This is a genomic window from Enterobacter sp. 200527-13, assembly GCF_027924865.1.
Lineage (GTDB): Bacteria > Pseudomonadota > Gammaproteobacteria > Enterobacterales > Enterobacteriaceae > Enterobacter > Enterobacter ludwigii.
The window spans coordinates 417,038-434,326 of record NZ_BSCM01000003.1 but is presented as its reverse complement, the minus strand read 5'-3'; the positions used below and the strand labels follow the sequence as shown (position 1 = coordinate 434,326).

Here is a 17,289-nt window from a genome sequence, read left to right as displayed (position 1 = left end):
GTTTATTCTGCGTTCAGTGTAGGAGGGGGAAGGGCGTGCGTATTGTATGAGGTTGCGCATCAGCGCTTAACGACCTGTTTCTGGTAGCGCACGGGGGTAATGCCATAGCGGCGGGTAAAGGCGCGAGTCAAATGGGACTGATCGGTCAGCCCGGTCGCGGCGGCGACTTCGGCGGCGGGCATGCCGCGCGTGAGAAACGCTTTGGCGCGCCACAGGCGGATAGCCATCAGCATCTGATGCGGAGTGACATGGAAATGCGCCTTGAACTGGCGCTGAAAATGGTAGGGGCTGAGTGAGACCACGTTGGCCAGCTCGTCCAGCGTCAGGGCGTGCATGTAGTTGTCGTGCATATACTCACGAACCCGTTCGAACCGGTGTGCACCTTCCCGGTTAACCGGCGCGTGGCGGGCTAACGGCTGGAAGGTCTCGATCAGATCCAGCAGCAAGCCTTTTTGCGCCAGCGGGTCGTCCGTATGCCACAGGCCATAGATAAGCCTGCCGATTTGCTGTGAGCGCAGCGGGTCATGGCGGGTTACGTCGCTAAACCACCAGTGGCGAAGGCCGGTCACCTCTTCCAGCAGGTCGGGTTCAATGTAAACCATCCGGTAGCGCCAGCCGCCATCCGTCGCCGACTCCCCGGTGTGGATCTCGTCCGGGTTCATGGTCACGACGGATTTTTCCGCCGCGAGATGCTGGGTACCGCGATAGCGAAAGCGTTCGGCACCGGTTTCAATGGTGCCGATGCCGAAGGCTTCATGCGTATGAGGCTCAAAGGCGTAGTCAGAAATATGCGCGTGATAAAGCTCCAGGCCCGGCAAATGCGCCAGATGGCGAAAGCGCGCGCTGTCTCTCTCATCAATGAACTGTTCCGGTACGCCCTGCACGGTGAACCTCCTCATGAGTCATCTCTCCATTATCAGAGATGACCCGAGGGGATGCTACAAAAAATAACCATTTTGCAACATTTACAGAATGGCTTTAATGCTCTCTGAAAGCGGTGTGGTTGGACGCCCGATCAGTTTGCTCAGCGTATGGCTGTCGTCAAACAGACCGCCTTTAGACGCGCCCACATCGGAGTCCGCCAGCATCTCCGCCAGCCCGGCAGGCAGGCCAACGCCCTTCAGCGCCGCGGCAAAATCCGCCTCGCTCATGTTCTGATACGCCACGTTTTTGCCGCTCTGTTTGCTGAGTTCGGCCGCCAGTTCGCTCAGCGTCCAGGCGTGGTCGCCGGCCAGCTCGTATACGTTGCCTGCATGACCGTCCCCGGAGATGACTTTTGCCGCGGCAGCCGCGTAATCCGCACGGGTGGCAGAGGCGATTTTGCCTTCACCGGCCGCGCCAATAAATACGCCGTGCTCCAGCGCGGGCGGTGCGCTCGCCAGATAGTTTTCGGTGTACCAGCCGTTACGCAGCAGGGCGTAAGGGATGCCGGACTCCGCCAGCGCCTTCTCCGTCGCGACGTGTTCAACGTGCAGACCCAGCGGCGATTTATCTGCATGCAGCAGGCTGGTATAGGCGATGAATTTCACGCCAGCGGCTTTGGCAGCATTAATGACGTTCTGATGTTGGGTGGCGCGCTGACCCACTTCGCTGGAGGAGATCAGCAGCAGCTTTTCTACGCCCTTAAGCGCGGAGGTCATTGTGCTTTCGTCAGCGTAATCCCCCTGACGAACGGTAATTCCCTGCTGGCGCAGGGCTTCAGCTTTTGCCGGATTGCGGACAATCGCCACAATCTGGTTTGCCGGTACGGTGTTTAACAGCTGTTCGATAACGAGCTGGCCAAGCTGGCCGGTTGCGCCGGTAATTGCGATCATGATGAATCCTCTTCGTGTTTGTCTGGTGTTGTGGCACACTAGCACCATAGCTAACTTTTAGTAAGTACGTACATAAAGGTAAGTATGAAAACAACGATACCGACACTTAGCGAACAAATGCGCGATGGCAACCTCTTCGCGGAACAGTGTCCTTCCAGAGAGGTTCTCAAACATGTCACCAGCCGCTGGGGCGTGCTGATTCTGGTGGCCCTGCGGCAGGGAACCCACCGTTTCAGCGACCTGCGCCGAAAAATGGGAGGCGTCAGCGAAAAGATGCTGGCCCAGTCGCTACAGGCGCTGGAACAGGACGGGTTTGTTAATCGCGTCTCGTATCCGGTTGTACCACCGCACGTTGAGTATAGCCTGACGCCGTTAGGGACAGAGGTGAGTGAGAAAGTGGCCGCGCTGGCGGACTGGATAGAAGTGCATACGCCGCAGGTGATGGCGAACCGGGAAGAACGCGCGGCGTAAAGGCAGGCCGGGTAAGGCGAAGCCGCTACCCGGCACACACCGCGTTACTTGCTTAAATCCACCTGATAAATGGCGAAGCCAATATCATCCGTTGCAACTTTCTTCATCGGATAGTGGGCTTTATCGTTAATAAACGCCGCCGCTTTATCGGACGGTGAAGTTTCAAAACGGATGTCCAGCGGCGTGTCGCTGTGAATGGGGGCCAGGCGCCAGTTGTTGTCCACTGCCGGATGAATGCCCCCCGCTTTTTTGGACTCCGCGCTGATCCACGCCGCCAGCACCGAGCGGTTCTCGTCCGGTGAGGCAAAGGCAATATGGCCATCTCCCGTGCCGGCAAACTTGCCGCCGTAGGCGCGGTAGTTATTGGTTACCACCAGGAAGGTGGCATTCGGGTCGATGGCTTTGCCCTTAAAGGTCAGGTTTTTGATGCGCTCGGCCTGCGGGTTAATGACCTGGCATTCGCCGTCATATTTTGCAGGCTGGGTAACATCAATCTGATACTCCACGCCGTCAATCACGTCAAAGTTATAGGTCCGGAAGCCATCCCAGTTAATCAGCGACTGCGGCTTGCTGCTGTGCGGATCAATCTGGTTAAACTGCCCGGCGGAGCACTCCAGCCACGCTTTCACCTCTTTGCCCGTCGCTTTGACCACCACCAGGGTGTTCGGATAGAGATAGAGATCGGCGGCGTTACGGAAGGTCAGTTGGCCCTTTTCGACTTCAACGTAGCTTGCCGGGTCATTCTTACGCCCGCCCACTTTGAACGGTGCCGCGGCCGACAGCACCGGCAGTTTTGCCAGGTCCGGGTCGCCCTGAATAACGTGTTCGACATAGGCTTTTTGCGCCATGTTAACCACCTGGACAGTCGGGTCATCCTGCACCAGCGCCAGGTAGCTGTACATGTTATCCGCCGATTTACCGATCGGCTTGCTGACGAAGTCGCGGGTGGCGTCGTGATCGTGCTTCAGCACGTCGACCAGTTTTTTATCTTCGGCGGCGAGTGATTTTTTAGCCGCAGCGTCGTAAATCGGGCGCGCCTCTGCTTTTGACTGAGTGACCTTCCAGTTGCCGCCGTCGTTATTGAGGACCAGATCCACCACACCAAGGTGGTCGCCCCACATACCCGGCATCACCGACGGCACGCCATTGAGTGTGCCTTTTTCGATATCCGCCCCTTTGATGCTGGCGAAATCTTTACCCGGGAAGACCGCGTGGGCGTGGCCGAACAGGATCGCATCGACGCCCGGGACTTCACTCAGATAATAAACGGAGTTTTCCGCCATGGCCTGATACGGATCGGCGGAGAGTCCCGAGTGCGCAACCACCACCACCAGATCTGCGCCTTTTTCGCGCATTTCCGGCACGTATTTGCGCGCAGTTCCGGTAATATCGTTAACGGTCACTTTCCCGTCGAGGTTGGCTTTATCCCAGGTCATGATTTGCGGCGGCACAAAGCCGATATAGCCGATTTTAAGCGTCTGTTTTTTACCGTCCTGATCGACAACCTCGGTCTCTTTAATCAGATAGGGGGTAAAGAGCGGCTTCTGCGTCTTAACGTCGATGATATTGGCATTAACGTACGGGAATTTCGCGCCAGCCAGCGCATCGTGCAGGTACTTCAGGCCGTAGTTAAATTCGTGGTTGCCCAGGTTGCCGACGGTATAGTCCAGGGTGTTCATCGCTTTATACACCGGGTGGATCTCGCCTTTTTTCAGCCCCTTCGCCGCCATGTAGTCCCCGAGCGGGCTACCCTGAATGAGATCGCCGTTGTCGACCAGTACGCTGTTTTTAACTTCATTGCGGGCGGCAGCGATCAAACTTGCCGTGCGTACCAGTCCGAATTTTTCCGTCGGGGTATCTTTGTAGTAATCGAAGTCCATCATGTTGCTGTGCAGGTCGGTAGTTTCCAGAATTCGCAGGTCTACCGTCGCCGCCTGTACGCTCACTGCAATCAGCGTCGCCAGGAGCGTTGCGCTAAACTTAATCATCAGAGGAGTCCTTTTTTCGATCCAGGCCACAAAAGAATATGTATCTATAGCGTGTTGCTTACATAAATGTGAATCCTGACAGAAAAAAGCGCCATGAAACCAGAATTGCTTCACAGATAGCGGAATTGTTCCCATTACGATATAACTAAAACAAAGAGTTAACCCCACTGCGTTAACAAAGAGGTGGAGAATGTTAGATAAGATTTGTCAGCTCGCACGGGATGCGGGAGATGCCATCATGCAGGTGTATGACGGTGCAAAACCGATGGAGGTCGTCAGCAAGGCAGATGACTCTCCGGTCACCGCGGCAGATATCGCGGCTCACAAGGTGATCCTGCAAGGACTGCAGGCCTTAACGCCGGATATCCCGGTCCTGTCAGAAGAAGCGCCGCAGAGCTGGGACGAGCGTCAGCACTGGCAGCGTTACTGGCTGGTGGACCCCCTCGACGGCACCAAAGAGTTTATCAAGCGTAACGGTGAGTTCACCGTCAACATCGCGCTGATTGAAAAAGGCAAAGCGGTGCTTGGGGTGGTATACGCGCCGGTGATGAAAGTCATGTACAGCGCTGCAGACGGTAAGGCGTGGAAGGAAGAGTGCGGCGTGCGTAAGCAGATTCAGGTGCGCGATGCGCGTCCACCGCTGGTGGTGATCAGCCGGTCGCACAGCGACAGCGAACTGCAGGAATATCTGCAACAGCTGGGTGAACACCAGACGACCTCGATTGGTTCATCACTGAAATTCTGTCTGGTGGCGGAAGGCCATGCCCAGCTCTATCCTCGCTTTGGGCCAACGAACGTCTGGGATACCGCGGCAGGGCATGCGGTCGCCACGGCCGCCGGGGCACATGTTCATGACTGGCAGGGTAAGCCGCTGGACTACACCCCGCGCGAATCCTTCCTTAACCCCGGCTTCCGCGTCTCTATTTATTGAGCCAGCAGTTTGTGCAGCAGGGCGACAACCTGCTGCACCTCTTCCAGGGTTAATGCCCCGTCTTTCACCCACTGCACGCGGCCGTCTTTATCCAGCACGATGATTGCAGAGCTCTCTTCCTCCAGCTGCCACGCCTTACGCGTCACGCCGTTGCTGTCGACAATAAACTGCGACCACGGATAGAGTTTTTTATTGCTCTCAAGGCTTGAACGCACAAACATTCCGGAGCCAGGAATGGCATCGTCAGTATTAACAATCGTGGTGGTCTGGTAGCGGTCGTGTGGGAATTTTGCGGCCTTGATCGCTTCCACCAGGTTGGCATTTTTCTCTTTTGCGGATGTACGACCGGCAATATGTTGTACAACTCTCACTTTGCCTGCGAGCTGCGCGCTATTCCACGCTTTGTAGCTAAACTTATCATTGTCGAGAATCAATTCTCCCCGGTCAGCAATGCCGACTGGTGGTACTCGTTGTCCTTTTTCAATCGCGTGAGCGCTAGCCCACAGGGGCAGAAGCAGGCAGGCTGCTGCAAGGATAGTACGTAGGGTCATGGTGTTTCCTTATTGTTTGCAGGTGATCCGACCACTTGGTCATACGCTTTTAATCATAAGTGCGATCAATGTGGTTTTCCCGCAATCCCGATGCCAGTTTGCGGGTGAACGCACATATCCATGAAAAAACGACGGCTTATACTGCCCTGAGTGAAGCTTTGCAAAGATTATTCTGAATAATTGTAATCAAACGGTAAATAAACTTATGCATACTGGGTAACACCGTAGTTCTGGTCTATAGTCTTTGGGCAACAAAATTTGCGCTCAGGACAGTCGGGCCGATTGTGGCACCGCAAGAGCGTATGATTCGCAGGAGATACAAGAATGAAAATTTTCCAACGCTACAACCCGCTTCAGGTGGCGAAGTACGTGAAGATCCTGTTCCGTGGACGGTTGTATATCAAGGATGTTGGCGCTTTTGAGTTTGATAAGGGCAAGATCCTTATCCCAAAAGTGAAGGACAAGCAGCATCTGTCTGTGATGTCTGAAGTCAACCGTCAGGTTATGCGTCTGCAAACTGAGATGGCTTAACCAACGTGCTATGCAGTAGTTAAAAACGCAGTTGATAAAAAAACGGCTCCCGATGGGAGCCGTTGATGTTTATGGACCTTACGCCGACACTTTCTCTTCTGCGTCAGGCATCCGCGGCACCAGCACGGTCGGTTTATTATCGATACGCGTCACCAGCAACTGGTCGATGCGGTAGTTATCAATATCCACCACTTCAAACTTGTAGCCAGAGAACTTCACCGAGTCGGTACGTTTCGGGATTTTTCGCAGCATAAACATCATAAAGCCGCCAATGGTCTCGTAATTACCTGACTGCGGGAACTCGTCGATATCCAGCACGCGCATGACATCGTCAATCGGCGTACCGCCGTCGATAAGCCATGAGTTCTCATCACGCTGCACAATCTGCTCTTCCAGACCCTGGCCAACCAGGTCGCCCATCAGCGTGGTCATCACATCGTTGAGGGTGATGATGCCCACCACCAGCGCGTATTCGTTCATGATAACGGCAAAATCTTCACCGGCCGTTTTGAAACTTTCCAGCGCTTCAGAGAGGGTGAGGGTATCCGGAACAATCAGGGTATTGCGGATCTGAACGCCGCTGTTGAGCGCCAGGCTCTGGTTGGCCAGCACGCGGTTCAGCAGGTCTTTCGAGTCCACATAACCGATGATGTGGTCGATATCTTCATTACAGACCAGGAACTTGGAGTGCGGGTGCTCGGCCACCTTTTGCTTCAGGCTCTGCTCGTCTTCGTGCAGGTCGAACCAAATCACGTTTTCGCGTCCGGTCATGGATGACGGTACGGTACGGGATTCCAGCTCAAACACGTTCTCAATCAACTCGTGCTCCTGCTTGCGCAGCACGCCCGCCAGGGCACCCGCTTCGAAGACCGCATAGATATCATCAGAGGTGATATCGTCTTTTCGCACCATCGGAATTTTAAACAGGCGGAAAATGCTATTGGCCAGGCCGTTGAAGAACCACACCAGCGGACGGAACAGGAACAGGCAGAAGCGCATCGGGTTGATGATGCGCAAAGCCACAGCTTCTGGCGCAATCATACCGATGCGTTTCGGGGTCAGATCAGCGAAGAGGATGAACAGGCCAGTCACCAGCGAGAAGGAGAGAATAAAACTCAGTTGCTCGGAGAGTTCAGGTGAAAAGTAGCGTGCGAAGAGGCCATGAAACACCGGTGAAAATGCTGCATCCCCCACGATACCGCCCAGGATGGCGACCGCGTTCAGGCCAATCTGCACCACGGTGAAAAACATTCCCGGGTTTTCCTGCATTTTGAGTATGCGTGATGCGTTAACGTTGCCTTCGTCAGCAAGCAGTTTCAGTTTGATTTTACGGGAGGCGGCCAGCGAGATCTCGGATATCGAGAAAAATGCACTGACGGCAATGAGACAAAGTATCACTAAAATACTGTTTAACATAGTTTATCCGGCTTCTCGCCAGATCCTCAGAAGGGGAGTTGATACCATTTGTGTGGAAACACATTGAACATCAGCTCGTAGCGTTGAGCCGATTATTTCAGCGGGTAGTATAGCGTAAAGAGATGTAAATCTGCCAGAGGTCACATTTTGACGCTTAAGTACCGAGAAGTGTTGTGTTTGGGAATTGATGGGAACCATTCTCATTTGAAGAGGGTTTTCATGCAATCTTTACCAGATCTTTATCCAATCTTTATACAGCAAAATGTGCGTTTTTTAGACAGGACAGCTTCCTCTGAACGCTCTTTCATGTGGCAGCGTCGATTAGCTGGGAAACTTCTTCGGGTTAGCCTACGCACCCAGGACAGAAATGTGGCTCAGTATCGTGCCGTAAAGCTCACTGAAGCCTTTATAAGGCTCTCTCAGCTAATGGGGAATACAAATCCACTATTGATTCGTGAAACGCTTCTAAAGGCCAGAGATAAGCAAATAGAGGATGAATTTTTATCCGCCGTCTCTGTATGTCATGTCTCGCCGCATCCAGTAATACAAGAAAAGAGCATTTCCCCTCTATTGTCATCAGTACTTAATGAGTGGCTTGAAGAGATGAGTTCTGATTGGGCGAAGAGTACCAAAGTGCTTAATGAGAGAACGGTAAATGGATTCCTGGAATGGTGTGGGGATATCCCAGTCGATTCAGTTACGAAAAAGACGGTGAGTACTTATAAAAAGTTTCTTGATAAGTCGGGTAAGTCACCTCGATCCAGACAAGATGCCATTATTAAGGTTTCTGCAATGTTCAATTTCGCTATGAAGCAACGTGATTACATCGTGAAGAATCCTTTTTTGGGGATGAACTATAAGCATGTTGAAAATATGAGTATTAAAACGGGTGTTTCATTAAGGGAGCATCAAAAATTAATTTCTTCTGAGCATGTTGCCAATACCAGATCCTTATGGTGGTTACTAAACCTACTTTTTTACACAGGAGTACGTATCGGTGAGGCGATCCAAATCTCTTCAAATGATTATATTGAGAAAGAAGACCAAGGAATACTCATTAAATGTATCAGCATTAATGATGCTGGTACTAAAACCGTTAAGAATAACGAGTCAATTCGCGATATACCTTTAAGTGATAGTCTTCTAAAGGCTGGTATATGGGAAGAGAAACCAATATATCATTGGGTTAATAATTCATCTGCAAGTAATGCCGTAAGCAAGGCTTTCAAAAAAGCAGGCATGAAACATACAGCACATGACTATAGATATGGTTTGTCAGACCGATTGAGAGATCTTCAAGAAGTACCTGACCATATAAGATTCTCGATACTTGGACATGCTCATCGAACAATGACGGATAGAACATACAGGAGTAAACAACCACTTCTGCAAATGAAACACGTGATTGATCGTATCTGAATTAAAAACAAGCACATGGATGTGTTATCGTGAAGTACATTACTTTAAATCATTTGTGAAATTCTTTCCCTTTATATCCTATACTAAAAGGAATAGTGAATTTATAAAAAATGTGAGGTTTAATATATGAGAATGAAAGAACATTATTATGATAAGACACTATCTTATTATAAATTATCAGAAGAAGAGTATGAATGTATTATAAGGGAAGAGGAAAGGAAGTTTTCTAAAGACAGCAATAAGAGGTTGTTAATAAAAACAAATATAATCAATGCTAAAAAATAACCCACATTCATTTTTATTTTATGTGTTTTTATATGTGCTGAATATTTTTGTCATTGTTTATTTTTATTCTTTGGTTATAATGCTAAAATTTTCATCATATTTTCAATGGGTAACCGATTCCTTAGTTTTTTTGTTGTGCGATAGGAACAGGTGCGTTGCTATTATTCCATAATCTAAAGGCAGGTTACTTAGCAACACTTAGTAATACAAGCTATTAAATATAAATGTACTAAAAAACGCATATTTCATTCCCTATAAATATCGGTAGATATTTATAGGGGGAGAAGAAAAAATGAAATGAATTTAAATTATGTCCTATACTATATGTATAGTTAAAATCCTGTTGGTGTACCCGTTAGTCGTGGGGTAATGATAAGAGCGTCATTACCCTTGGTATAATAAATTAAAACCTGATCCTATCGACAAGTAGATGGCAGATGAGTTGTTCAGCAGAACGCAGTGCAAATGAAACCCGTGCAAATTTCCCGAGCGTAAATTCCAGACAAAAAAGACGAAAACGCAGGAGTCACGGCAATGTGGCACTATAAAGGAATCGGATAATACCCCGTAGATTCCCTTGATAGACATATAAGGCCAATCCTTACCAAATGGTATAAGGGAGTCTATTACTTCTAATAGATTCAGTGGCGAATTTATACAATATAGATCCGTCCAGAATTCGAGAAGTACTTAGACGCTTATAGGAGTTATTCATACAGCTTTTATAAGAAGAGTAGCGATGAGCTACGACCGTTGCAGAGAATGGCGATAGGAAGAAACAGGGCAACCCGCTTCCGCTTGAGTACAATATAGTTGTATTCAAAATTCGCTGTATGAAATGTTGATGAGTATCAGCGTCAAGAAATACAAATTAATTGTATATTTTGAATTTCTTCCCCCTTAGTGGGGGATCAAAATGTATCCAAGAAATCCCGTCAAGGGGTAACGCTGTTAAAGCTATTAAATTCAATATAAGTTTATCAGTAAGGCTGACATATAAATGAATTGAAATTCGATTTAAACGAGCGTAGTGAGTTTAACATCGAATGAAATTCCTGGTTCGCTTGTAAAGCGAGACAGTTTAAACGCCATGCATAACAGATATCATACGGATTCTATATAGCAAGATCATTATGTTTCTTTTGTTTGCTAAGTCTACCTTCAGAATAGGGTAATGCTAAAGCAATTGAATTTAATGAATGGAAGGTTTTATTTAATATAGAGTTATGAAAAATAAACGTCTACTATGAATAATGGGCGAACATTATTCATAGTAGACATTGATGAGATTATATCCAGATGTCGTAGCTAAGCTTTTTTGTAATGCTGTTTACTTCATCTTCTAACACAGACAATTTTTTCTCAAAACTACGCAATAGATAGAATTTGTCTGCATCAAAGAAAATAGAGTCATCGCCAATTTTGGCTTTATGAGACATTATTCTATCTGTACCATAATATATGGAAATATAATTATCTAACTGATCAATTGCAGAAAGAAGCGATTCAAAGAAATCTGTTTGTTTACGCATAAGTTCTTCATAATTTTTTTTGTTATTTAATTTCCACCCATGAAGTTGTAGTATTGTTTCGCTTTTTCTTATGTTAATTTTTTCAGTCATATAAAATACGCGATATATTTTATATGATTCATTTAAGTGACTAATTAAGGTTTTTATATTTTTCTGAACAACGGGGTTATTATTCTCATTTCGTTCTTTCTCAAACTGTTCACGATTTTTTCTTAAAATCACTTCGTTGGATATTATTTCAACCCCTAATAAAGCTCTCCGCATCATACCCTCTAAAGGAATAATATGATTTTCGTGAAATTTAGCCACCAAGTGCAATGATGTCTCTTTTTTCTTTGCACCCAACCAGTTTTTTGCGTTAATAGCGGCATATAATGCTGCAATGGCCATTGCGACGTTACATATGGCTATAATTACATTTGAGTAATCACTAACGGTCATTTCTTTAACTCCGAATATCAGTGCTTTAAGCATAACTGCAATGGTCACAATACATAGGCATATAACCACTCCAATTAACATATAATTCAAGCGATTAGATAGCATTTTTTCCCTCTAATTAGCTTTAAATGACCTGTTTTATAAGTCATTTCTTGTGTAAATAAATGGCTTGGTAGATGTGGTATTATTAATTATCATTACTACCGTACCAATGATGTTCATTTTTTCAATATCGATATTAGTTACAGTAATGGGTGGGTGGTTCATATTGTCGCTTAATAACTGAATCCCGTTTAATAGAAACTGAACTCGTTTGAATAAATAGTTCCTGTTTTGCTTTAATACGACAAGTTTATTATCCGTCAACTTTTTATCGTTAGTATCAATTATTAGCACTGCCCCAGGTAGGAAGGTAGGATGCATGACATCAGTTACCACTCTAATGGCAAAGAGCGAATTCACATCTATCATCTCAAGTAAGCGAGCGTCCAGCTTAAGCACATCATTTTCGTGGTCAATAAAAGGTACACATAAAACATCAGATTCTAATATCTCTGTTTCTCTTTGCTGACCTGTGGCAAGCCACTCAACAGATACATTACCTGCTTTAGCGAGCAGCACCAGGTTATCAAGAGTGGGGCTTGATGCAGCATGAAGATAGTTATGCACGGTACTATAGCCAATACCTGCACGTGCCGCGAACTCTCTACCCGTCGTTTCAAGAGATGTTATGACCTGCTTTAAGCGTTCACTGAACTCTTTGATGCTCTGTTTTTTATCGATCATTCTATCGCCATTCAACTTAAGGAATTGTATTCCTAATTCGATTTGACTTGTTCATTTTATTGATCAATCATGTTCATTATTAAGTAATGAGTGATCATAATGAAGAATCATAAACAAAAAGGATCTCAAAAAAAGGAATCAAATGCCAGTACTCGAAACTGGCATCGGGCCGATGTACTTGCAGCTATACGCAAGAAAGGTAGTTCGTTGGCTAAGTTGTCCCGAGACAACGGCTTACATGAACGAACGCTATACAACGCCCTTGAGAGGCATTGGCCAAAAGGTGAGCAGATCATTGCCGATTATATTGGGGTCACCCGAGAAGAAATCTGGCCCGAACGTTACAGCAATAGTGAGGAATAAATTGTGGCATACGCAACATATACAGTGGTTTGTCCGCATTGTGGAAGTACTACGACAGTTAACACCGGAATAAAAAGCAGTGGTACAGGTGTAGGTTCGTGCGGAGCATGTAGAAAACTTGTCAGAGTAGAAGTTGACTCCCTCGGTAATATAAAACGAGTAATAAAATAACAAGGGAAAATAAAAATGAAGAAAATACAGTTTTTTGTTTATATGGGATTCGGTTTAATCATGGCGTCCATGGTTTATAGTTATTTTAGTACATTCAATGAACCAGGGATGTCATTTGCTACAGTATTACTTGCATTAGTTACTTTAGCATTTTGGAGTATGGTTATGATCATCTCATTTTGGTGGTCAATTATAGCCATTCCATCTATACAAGAAAACCACCCCGCATTAACGCAAAAATTTCCAAAGTTTTTTAATAACTTTCTTCTGCCTATCATCATTGTCATTTTATTATTAATAGCTGGGCAAGCTAATGTATATATGATGAACCTACAAGGAAAGAATCTTGGTTTTATGATCGAAGATCAATTCTCTGAAGCGAAGAGTGCCGGGATCTTTAACAGAGAAAAGTGGATTGAGGTTAAAGCTAAGCAAGATGAGTCAATAAAATTAGCCGATAAACATGCTGCCGCTGTAGCATTAGAAAAAAAGAACAAAGACTACATCGAAAGTAAGATTAATAGTCTCGACAAGAGTAGTGGTAAGTACTTAGTAGCTGAAAATATCTACAAACAACATGGTGTTTGGGTCGATGATTACATTGCTGTTCAAAAGAAGTCATGCTCACGTGAATTCAATCGACTGTTAGCTGCTAATGCAGCGTCTGAGCAAGCCATTGAGTACTGGAATGAAACCTCTGATTCTTTAACCCGGTCGGGTATTTCGCCATTTGCAGGGGGGAGGAGTCCTACAACCGATCCTGACATCCAGAGAGCCAACAACGATATTAGATTTGCCCGTTCTCAATTAGAAAACTGTGGTATAGCTCATCTTAACGAGATAGAACATCGTGTTACAGTACAAACTGATAATTGAAATGGATTCAGGATTATGTATTTTAAAGCGGCTGTTATAAGTTTAAGTTTGCTATTGTGTTTATCGGCCTCTGCTGATGAACTTAAGCAAAATATTGATAGCACATTACAAAAATGCAAGATGGATGCTGTTAGTACCATTGACTCACAGAATTGCTATATTAAAGCTACTACAGCGTGGGATACTGAGCTTGGGAATCAATATAAACTGCTAATGAAAGATCAGCCTGAAAATGTGCGTGCTGCCCTAAGAGATTCACAAAGGCAATGGATAAAATACAGAGATTCGTATAATAAAGGAATTGAGGCTTTTTATCAAAAAGAAGAGGGTACTATCTGGAGTTTGATTGCGGCTGAAAGCAAAATGAATATCATCCGCGATAAAACATTAGATCTTTATCGACTCAGGAATAGTACAAATCTTGGTGGCTGATGTTAAAAGGTAGCGTAGGCTACCTTTTTTATTGCCATCGATGAGTCAGGGCTGGTGGAAAACCGCTATTAATAATTCGTAAAGTACTTTCATCACTCCATTCACACAGCAAAACGCCAAACATCACGTAATCTTCTGTTCCAGTATCAAAGTATTTGTGCATTAGGTCATGCAAAGTCTTTTCTGTTTGTGTGAAAGAAATCATTTGCTTAACTTAAGATGCCGCACAATTCATTTCTTTCTTGATTCGGCTAATAGTGTTGGTACTTACACCGAAGTCAGCAGCTACAGAGCGAACACTTCCGCCAGATGCCAATGCGGCGAGGATTTCAGTACGCGGGATATGCCTACCATTTCCACGTCCAGCAATACGACCAGCAGCCTTAGCTGCTTCGTAACCCTCTCTTTGCCTGAGCAGCATCATTTCACGTTCCATTTGGCAAATTCCCGAAAGTAAAGTTAGAACCAGTTTACCAGTAGGTGAGTTATCTCCCGTCTTAATGCCTTCATGATGAAACTGGATCGCGACACCCCGTTTAGTCAAAGTATCTACAGTTGAGAGAAGGTCGGTTGTATTACGGGCAAGGCGGCTGATGTCATGCACATGCAAAGTATCGCCTTCGCGTAAGTACTCCATCATCGCTAAGAATGCTTCACGATTGGTATTTTTCGCACTTACTTTCTCAGTGAATACTTTTTCAAAGGTGATCCCCGTATCTGCTAATTGTCGCTCGCTGTTTTGTTGCAAGCTGGATACGCGAATATAAGCGATGTGTGCCATGTCAAAATCTCTATACTGTATCGATTTGTGTGTTGCGATTTATTATAGAGTGTAGCGATGAAAAATCAAGGCAGATCGCTACGCTTAATCAGGCTTTAGGAGGATGTGCGGTATGTAGCGATTAAGGATGCTTAATCGCTACACTATATTTTAGTAGCATATCAGTATGCGGATAAAAGTGAGGTGCGTGGCATAATCTCTGGCTAACAATTACTCCCTTGAAAATATGTCATCAACACCATCAAACCCGTTATCCTGATATCCACCATGTTGAGTATATTCTTGTCCATCCCAATCAGAATAATTTTCGATATTGCTCTCTATTATTGATTGTACATCAATATTATCAATAATGTCATCAATTTCACTTTCGTTAAAAACTATCGAGCTTTCGGATAACATATCCTTAACCATATCCTTTGCTTTCGATTTAATTAAATAACTCTCCTGCTCATCATAATACTCGCTAAATTCATTACTTTCTGAAATAAATTCATGCACAAAATCATACCAATACTCTAATAAAGAGGTACGGATATCACCCAGTAATTCATCGTCACTGATAACATTGGAAATATGGCTTAAAATATTTAAATCTTCATAGTCAAGATCGTCGCCACTGGTTAGTAACGTTAACTTTGTGTATTCCTGTGTTTTTTTATAACCTATCCAATCTATATCATTTAAAGATAACCAATGAATTATTTTTGCAATCCTATAATTATATTTTGTAAAATATTTGCTTAAGGGGAGGGTATTTGTATTTAAAATCCTTGCTGCTTTTAATTTAACACTATGTGATAAATTATTATTAGATATCATTAATTCAATAAGTTCAATGATATAGTCTTCAGTTTTGTTGCTATGAATGTTACTTAATAAGGTATCTGCGATTTTGTTTGCAGCATTTGGTGCAATTTTTTTATTTAGTAATGTGTTTAAATTGTTAAGTGATTGTATAGATGAGAGTGCTAAGAAAAATGATGGTATAAGCGATAGGTTATCATTTATTTTAGCAATTAAATAATCAGAAATTGATGGGTTTAGCACATCGTATATCGCGTCTTTGCCTTCCTCCAATTTGCGTTGTAATGTTGATTTAACTGCATGTAATATGCAGGATTTAAAATCAAGATAATCATTTCGTGAGCGATCGAAATTTATTATTTCTAACAAATTATCATAATTCTCACTTAGCTCCTTTTCAGATATTTTTCCGTTATTTAGCGATACAAGATAAGTTAAATAAAATACACATTTAGGTACTTGTTTCGTAAGCATATAATCCCAAATAGCTGTGGGATTGTCTAAACTCTCAACTATATATTCCCAGTAATGTTCTGGCTCAAGATGCGAAACTTTATCATAATCTGTAATGAATGAAATTAACCGGGGGTTATAATTTTTATGCGAAATTATTTTTCTATATCTTTTTTCTTTCCAAATGCACTCTTTGAATTCGTCTGGCAGTTCGCTAAACCACAAGTGATTATAAAGAACTTTAGCTTTATCTATTATATCAAGGTTTTTTACCTCAACCTCATATTCATGCTTTTCAGTGTTATTAATAAAAAATAATTCACTTGATGCTTTTCCTTGATTTAGTATAGTCGTTCTGGAGGTAAGAATTAATTTTTTTTCGGGTTTGAAACGGATTCTATTTATAAATCTAACTATCTTTGAATCCTCTTTGTTTCTTAATGCTTCTAAATAGTTTCTTCCAAGAAAATCATCATAAAGGAAAAGTTGTTTTGTATCTGGCTCAATGATTTTGTCACCTTCCTCTATGTCGCTTTCTATATAAACTAACTGATATCCTTCTAATATATAATTAAGACATAATTGTTCCGCAAGAGTTGTTTTTCCAACGCCTGGTTCGCCGGTAATTATAAGGGTGTTGAAATGTTCAATTTTATTCTTAGCTGTGGCGAAATCTCGTGTTTCTACGTATTTTTCTGAATTTATTTTTATTTGCTCAAGAATATGACTACTTTTTCCAATAATGTCATTATGCAATATTGATGTTAAAAAAGAAGTGCTGTTAAGCCAGAGTTTATAGTACTTACGTTCGATATTTTTATATTGAGATAATTTATGTGTTATATCTTCAATTGAAAATATATCATCACTCCGGAGATATCTACTTCCAAATATACTGATTATCTCATTCTTTCTAACATCTGTTAATCCTTTTCCGATAGCCAATATATAACGTGAAGGATTGATTCTTGCAACCTTTGCTGCTTCTTTTTTCAAATTATTAATTAAAGCAGAGTAGCTTGAGTTAACATAATGTTTGCTTTGGATAATGACCTTATTCCCACCTATATAAAATCTACCATCCATACCGCTATCTCTTCCAGGCATAAATCTTTCTATATTAGTACCTGGCATTTCAATTTTAATTAGATCAATTACCAGGTCTTCAAAGTCTTTATCATTTAGTCTGGAAAAATCATAACTATTCATAATTCCTCTCAAAATCGTTACTTTTTGTAATT

Annotated in this window: 16 protein-coding genes; 7 read left to right on the top strand and 9 right to left on the bottom strand. The window is 44.1% G+C overall.

All coding sequences use genetic code 11. The annotated features are described in order from the left end of the window. Nucleotides 1-59 precede the first annotated feature (59 nt). Together QMG44_RS14150 and QMG44_RS14145 are read right to left on the bottom strand one after the other, a co-directional pair. Nucleotides 60-884 (bottom strand): AraC family transcriptional regulator, encoded by an 825-nt coding sequence (locus QMG44_RS14150; protein WP_086533162.1) that lies wholly within the window; start codon nucleotides 882-884, stop codon nucleotides 60-62. Between the two features lie 81 nt (nucleotides 885-965). Next, nucleotides 966-1,814: an SDR family oxidoreductase gene (locus tag QMG44_RS14145; protein ID WP_086533163.1), complete on the bottom strand. Its 849-nt coding sequence runs from the start codon at nucleotides 1,812-1,814 to the stop codon at nucleotides 966-968. A gap of 84 nt (nucleotides 1,815-1,898) precedes the next feature. On the opposite strand from QMG44_RS14145, the gene QMG44_RS14140 reads away from it, so the two are divergent. Continuing rightward, nucleotides 1,899-2,285, top strand: coding sequence for a helix-turn-helix domain-containing protein (locus tag QMG44_RS14140; protein WP_014168344.1), 387 nt, complete (start codon nucleotides 1,899-1,901; stop codon nucleotides 2,283-2,285). A gap of 44 nt (nucleotides 2,286-2,329) precedes the next feature. Here the strand turns inward: QMG44_RS14140 and QMG44_RS14135 are convergent, their stop codons facing one another. Then, nucleotides 2,330-4,273 carry a bifunctional 2',3'-cyclic-nucleotide 2'-phosphodiesterase/3'-nucleotidase gene (locus tag QMG44_RS14135; protein ID WP_086533164.1) on the bottom strand — a complete coding sequence of 648 codons (1,944 nt, stop codon included), beginning with the start codon at nucleotides 4,271-4,273 and terminating at the stop codon, nucleotides 2,330-2,332. A gap of 190 nt (nucleotides 4,274-4,463) precedes the next feature. On the opposite strand from QMG44_RS14135, the gene cysQ reads away from it, so the two are divergent. After that, a complete protein-coding gene (gene cysQ / locus QMG44_RS14130; protein ID WP_014168346.1) occupies nucleotides 4,464-5,204 on the top strand; it encodes a 3'(2'),5'-bisphosphate nucleotidase CysQ in 741 nt (246 codons plus the stop codon). On the opposite strand, the gene QMG44_RS14125 is transcribed toward cysQ, so the two are convergent. Continuing rightward, nucleotides 5,198-5,755 (bottom strand): YtfJ family protein, encoded by a 558-nt coding sequence (locus QMG44_RS14125; RefSeq protein ID WP_086533165.1) that lies wholly within the window; start codon nucleotides 5,753-5,755, stop codon nucleotides 5,198-5,200. The two genes, cysQ and QMG44_RS14125, sit on opposite strands and share 7 nt — an antisense overlap. A 324-nt stretch (nucleotides 5,756-6,079) precedes the next feature. On the opposite strand from QMG44_RS14125, the gene QMG44_RS14120 reads away from it, so the two are divergent. Next, nucleotides 6,080-6,286: a DUF1107 domain-containing protein gene (locus QMG44_RS14120; RefSeq protein ID WP_003856054.1), complete on the top strand. Its 207-nt coding sequence runs from the start codon at nucleotides 6,080-6,082 to the stop codon at nucleotides 6,284-6,286. Nucleotides 6,287-6,364: 78 nt separating this feature from the next. Here the strand turns inward: QMG44_RS14120 and QMG44_RS14115 are convergent, their stop codons facing one another. Beyond that, nucleotides 6,365-7,702, bottom strand: a complete 1,338-nt coding sequence (locus QMG44_RS14115) for a hemolysin family protein (protein WP_014168349.1) — start codon at nucleotides 7,700-7,702, stop codon at nucleotides 6,365-6,367. 219 nt (nucleotides 7,703-7,921) lie between these two features. Between QMG44_RS14115 and QMG44_RS14110 the strand changes: the two genes are divergently transcribed. Continuing rightward, nucleotides 7,922-9,121, top strand: coding sequence for a phage integrase SAM-like domain-containing protein (locus tag QMG44_RS14110; RefSeq protein WP_248058253.1), 1,200 nt, complete (start codon nucleotides 7,922-7,924; stop codon nucleotides 9,119-9,121). Between the two features lie 1,574 nt (nucleotides 9,122-10,695). On the opposite strand, the gene QMG44_RS14105 is transcribed toward QMG44_RS14110, so the two are convergent. After that, nucleotides 10,696-11,484 (bottom strand): hypothetical protein, encoded by a 789-nt coding sequence (locus QMG44_RS14105; protein WP_281853117.1) that lies wholly within the window; start codon nucleotides 11,482-11,484, stop codon nucleotides 10,696-10,698. 33 nt (nucleotides 11,485-11,517) lie between these two features. Further along, nucleotides 11,518-12,165, bottom strand: coding sequence for a LexA family transcriptional regulator (locus tag QMG44_RS14100; protein WP_281853116.1), 648 nt, complete (start codon nucleotides 12,163-12,165; stop codon nucleotides 11,518-11,520). Between the two features lie 99 nt (nucleotides 12,166-12,264). Between QMG44_RS14100 and QMG44_RS14095 the strand changes: the two genes are divergently transcribed. The 3 genes from QMG44_RS14095 to QMG44_RS14085 all read left to right on the top strand — a co-directional run bounded on the left by QMG44_RS14095 (nucleotide 12,265) and on the right by QMG44_RS14085 (nucleotide 14,007). Next, nucleotides 12,265-12,528 carry a helix-turn-helix transcriptional regulator gene (locus QMG44_RS14095; protein ID WP_281853115.1) on the top strand — a complete coding sequence of 88 codons (264 nt, stop codon included), beginning with the start codon at nucleotides 12,265-12,267 and terminating at the stop codon, nucleotides 12,526-12,528. Between the two features lie 186 nt (nucleotides 12,529-12,714). Continuing rightward, nucleotides 12,715-13,575: a hypothetical protein gene (locus QMG44_RS14090; protein ID WP_248058256.1), complete on the top strand. Its 861-nt coding sequence runs from the start codon at nucleotides 12,715-12,717 to the stop codon at nucleotides 13,573-13,575. A gap of 15 nt (nucleotides 13,576-13,590) precedes the next feature. Continuing rightward, entirely contained in the window at nucleotides 13,591-14,007 is a 417-nt protein-coding gene (locus tag QMG44_RS14085; RefSeq protein ID WP_248058257.1) for a lysozyme inhibitor LprI family protein, read from the top strand. 214 nt (nucleotides 14,008-14,221) lie between these two features. Here QMG44_RS14085 and QMG44_RS14080 read toward each other — a convergent pair whose 3' ends face one another. After that, entirely contained in the window at nucleotides 14,222-14,788 is a 567-nt protein-coding gene (locus QMG44_RS14080; RefSeq protein ID WP_281853114.1) for a recombinase family protein, read from the bottom strand. 210 nt (nucleotides 14,789-14,998) lie between these two features. After that, on the bottom strand, nucleotides 14,999-17,257 hold the full coding sequence (locus QMG44_RS14075) for a hypothetical protein (protein WP_248058259.1): 2,259 nt from the start codon (nucleotides 17,255-17,257) through the stop codon (nucleotides 14,999-15,001). Between the last annotated feature and the right edge of the window lie 32 nt (nucleotides 17,258-17,289).

Excerpts from the sequence above, each read along its gene's own strand:
- QMG44_RS14145 (WP_086533163.1), bottom strand. The coding sequence starts at position 1,814 with ATGATCGCAATTACCGGCGCAACCGGCCAGCTTGGCCAGCTCGTTATC.
- QMG44_RS14140 (WP_014168344.1), top strand. The coding sequence starts at position 1,899 with ATGAAAACAACGATACCGACACTTAGCGAACAAATGCGCGATGGCAAC.
- QMG44_RS14135 (WP_086533164.1), bottom strand. The coding sequence starts at position 4,273 with ATGATTAAGTTTAGCGCAACGCTCCTGGCGACGCTGATTGCAGTGAGC.
- cysQ (WP_014168346.1), top strand. The coding sequence starts at position 4,464 with ATGTTAGATAAGATTTGTCAGCTCGCACGGGATGCGGGAGATGCCATC.
- QMG44_RS14125 (WP_086533165.1), bottom strand. The coding sequence starts at position 5,755 with ATGACCCTACGTACTATCCTTGCAGCAGCCTGCCTGCTTCTGCCCCTG.
- QMG44_RS14120 (WP_003856054.1), top strand. The coding sequence starts at position 6,080 with ATGAAAATTTTCCAACGCTACAACCCGCTTCAGGTGGCGAAGTACGTG.
- QMG44_RS14115 (WP_014168349.1), bottom strand. The coding sequence starts at position 7,702 with ATGTTAAACAGTATTTTAGTGATACTTTGTCTCATTGCCGTCAGTGCA.
- QMG44_RS14110 (WP_248058253.1), top strand. The coding sequence starts at position 7,922 with ATGCAATCTTTACCAGATCTTTATCCAATCTTTATACAGCAAAATGTG.
- QMG44_RS14105 (WP_281853117.1), bottom strand. The coding sequence starts at position 11,484 with ATGCTATCTAATCGCTTGAATTATATGTTAATTGGAGTGGTTATATGC.
- QMG44_RS14100 (WP_281853116.1), bottom strand. The coding sequence starts at position 12,165 with ATGATCGATAAAAAACAGAGCATCAAAGAGTTCAGTGAACGCTTAAAG.
- QMG44_RS14095 (WP_281853115.1), top strand. The coding sequence starts at position 12,265 with ATGAAGAATCATAAACAAAAAGGATCTCAAAAAAAGGAATCAAATGCC.
- QMG44_RS14090 (WP_248058256.1), top strand. The coding sequence starts at position 12,715 with ATGAAGAAAATACAGTTTTTTGTTTATATGGGATTCGGTTTAATCATG.
- QMG44_RS14085 (WP_248058257.1), top strand. The coding sequence starts at position 13,591 with ATGTATTTTAAAGCGGCTGTTATAAGTTTAAGTTTGCTATTGTGTTTA.
- QMG44_RS14080 (WP_281853114.1), bottom strand. The coding sequence starts at position 14,788 with ATGGCACACATCGCTTATATTCGCGTATCCAGCTTGCAACAAAACAGC.
- QMG44_RS14075 (WP_248058259.1), bottom strand. The coding sequence starts at position 17,257 with ATGAATAGTTATGATTTTTCCAGACTAAATGATAAAGACTTTGAAGAC.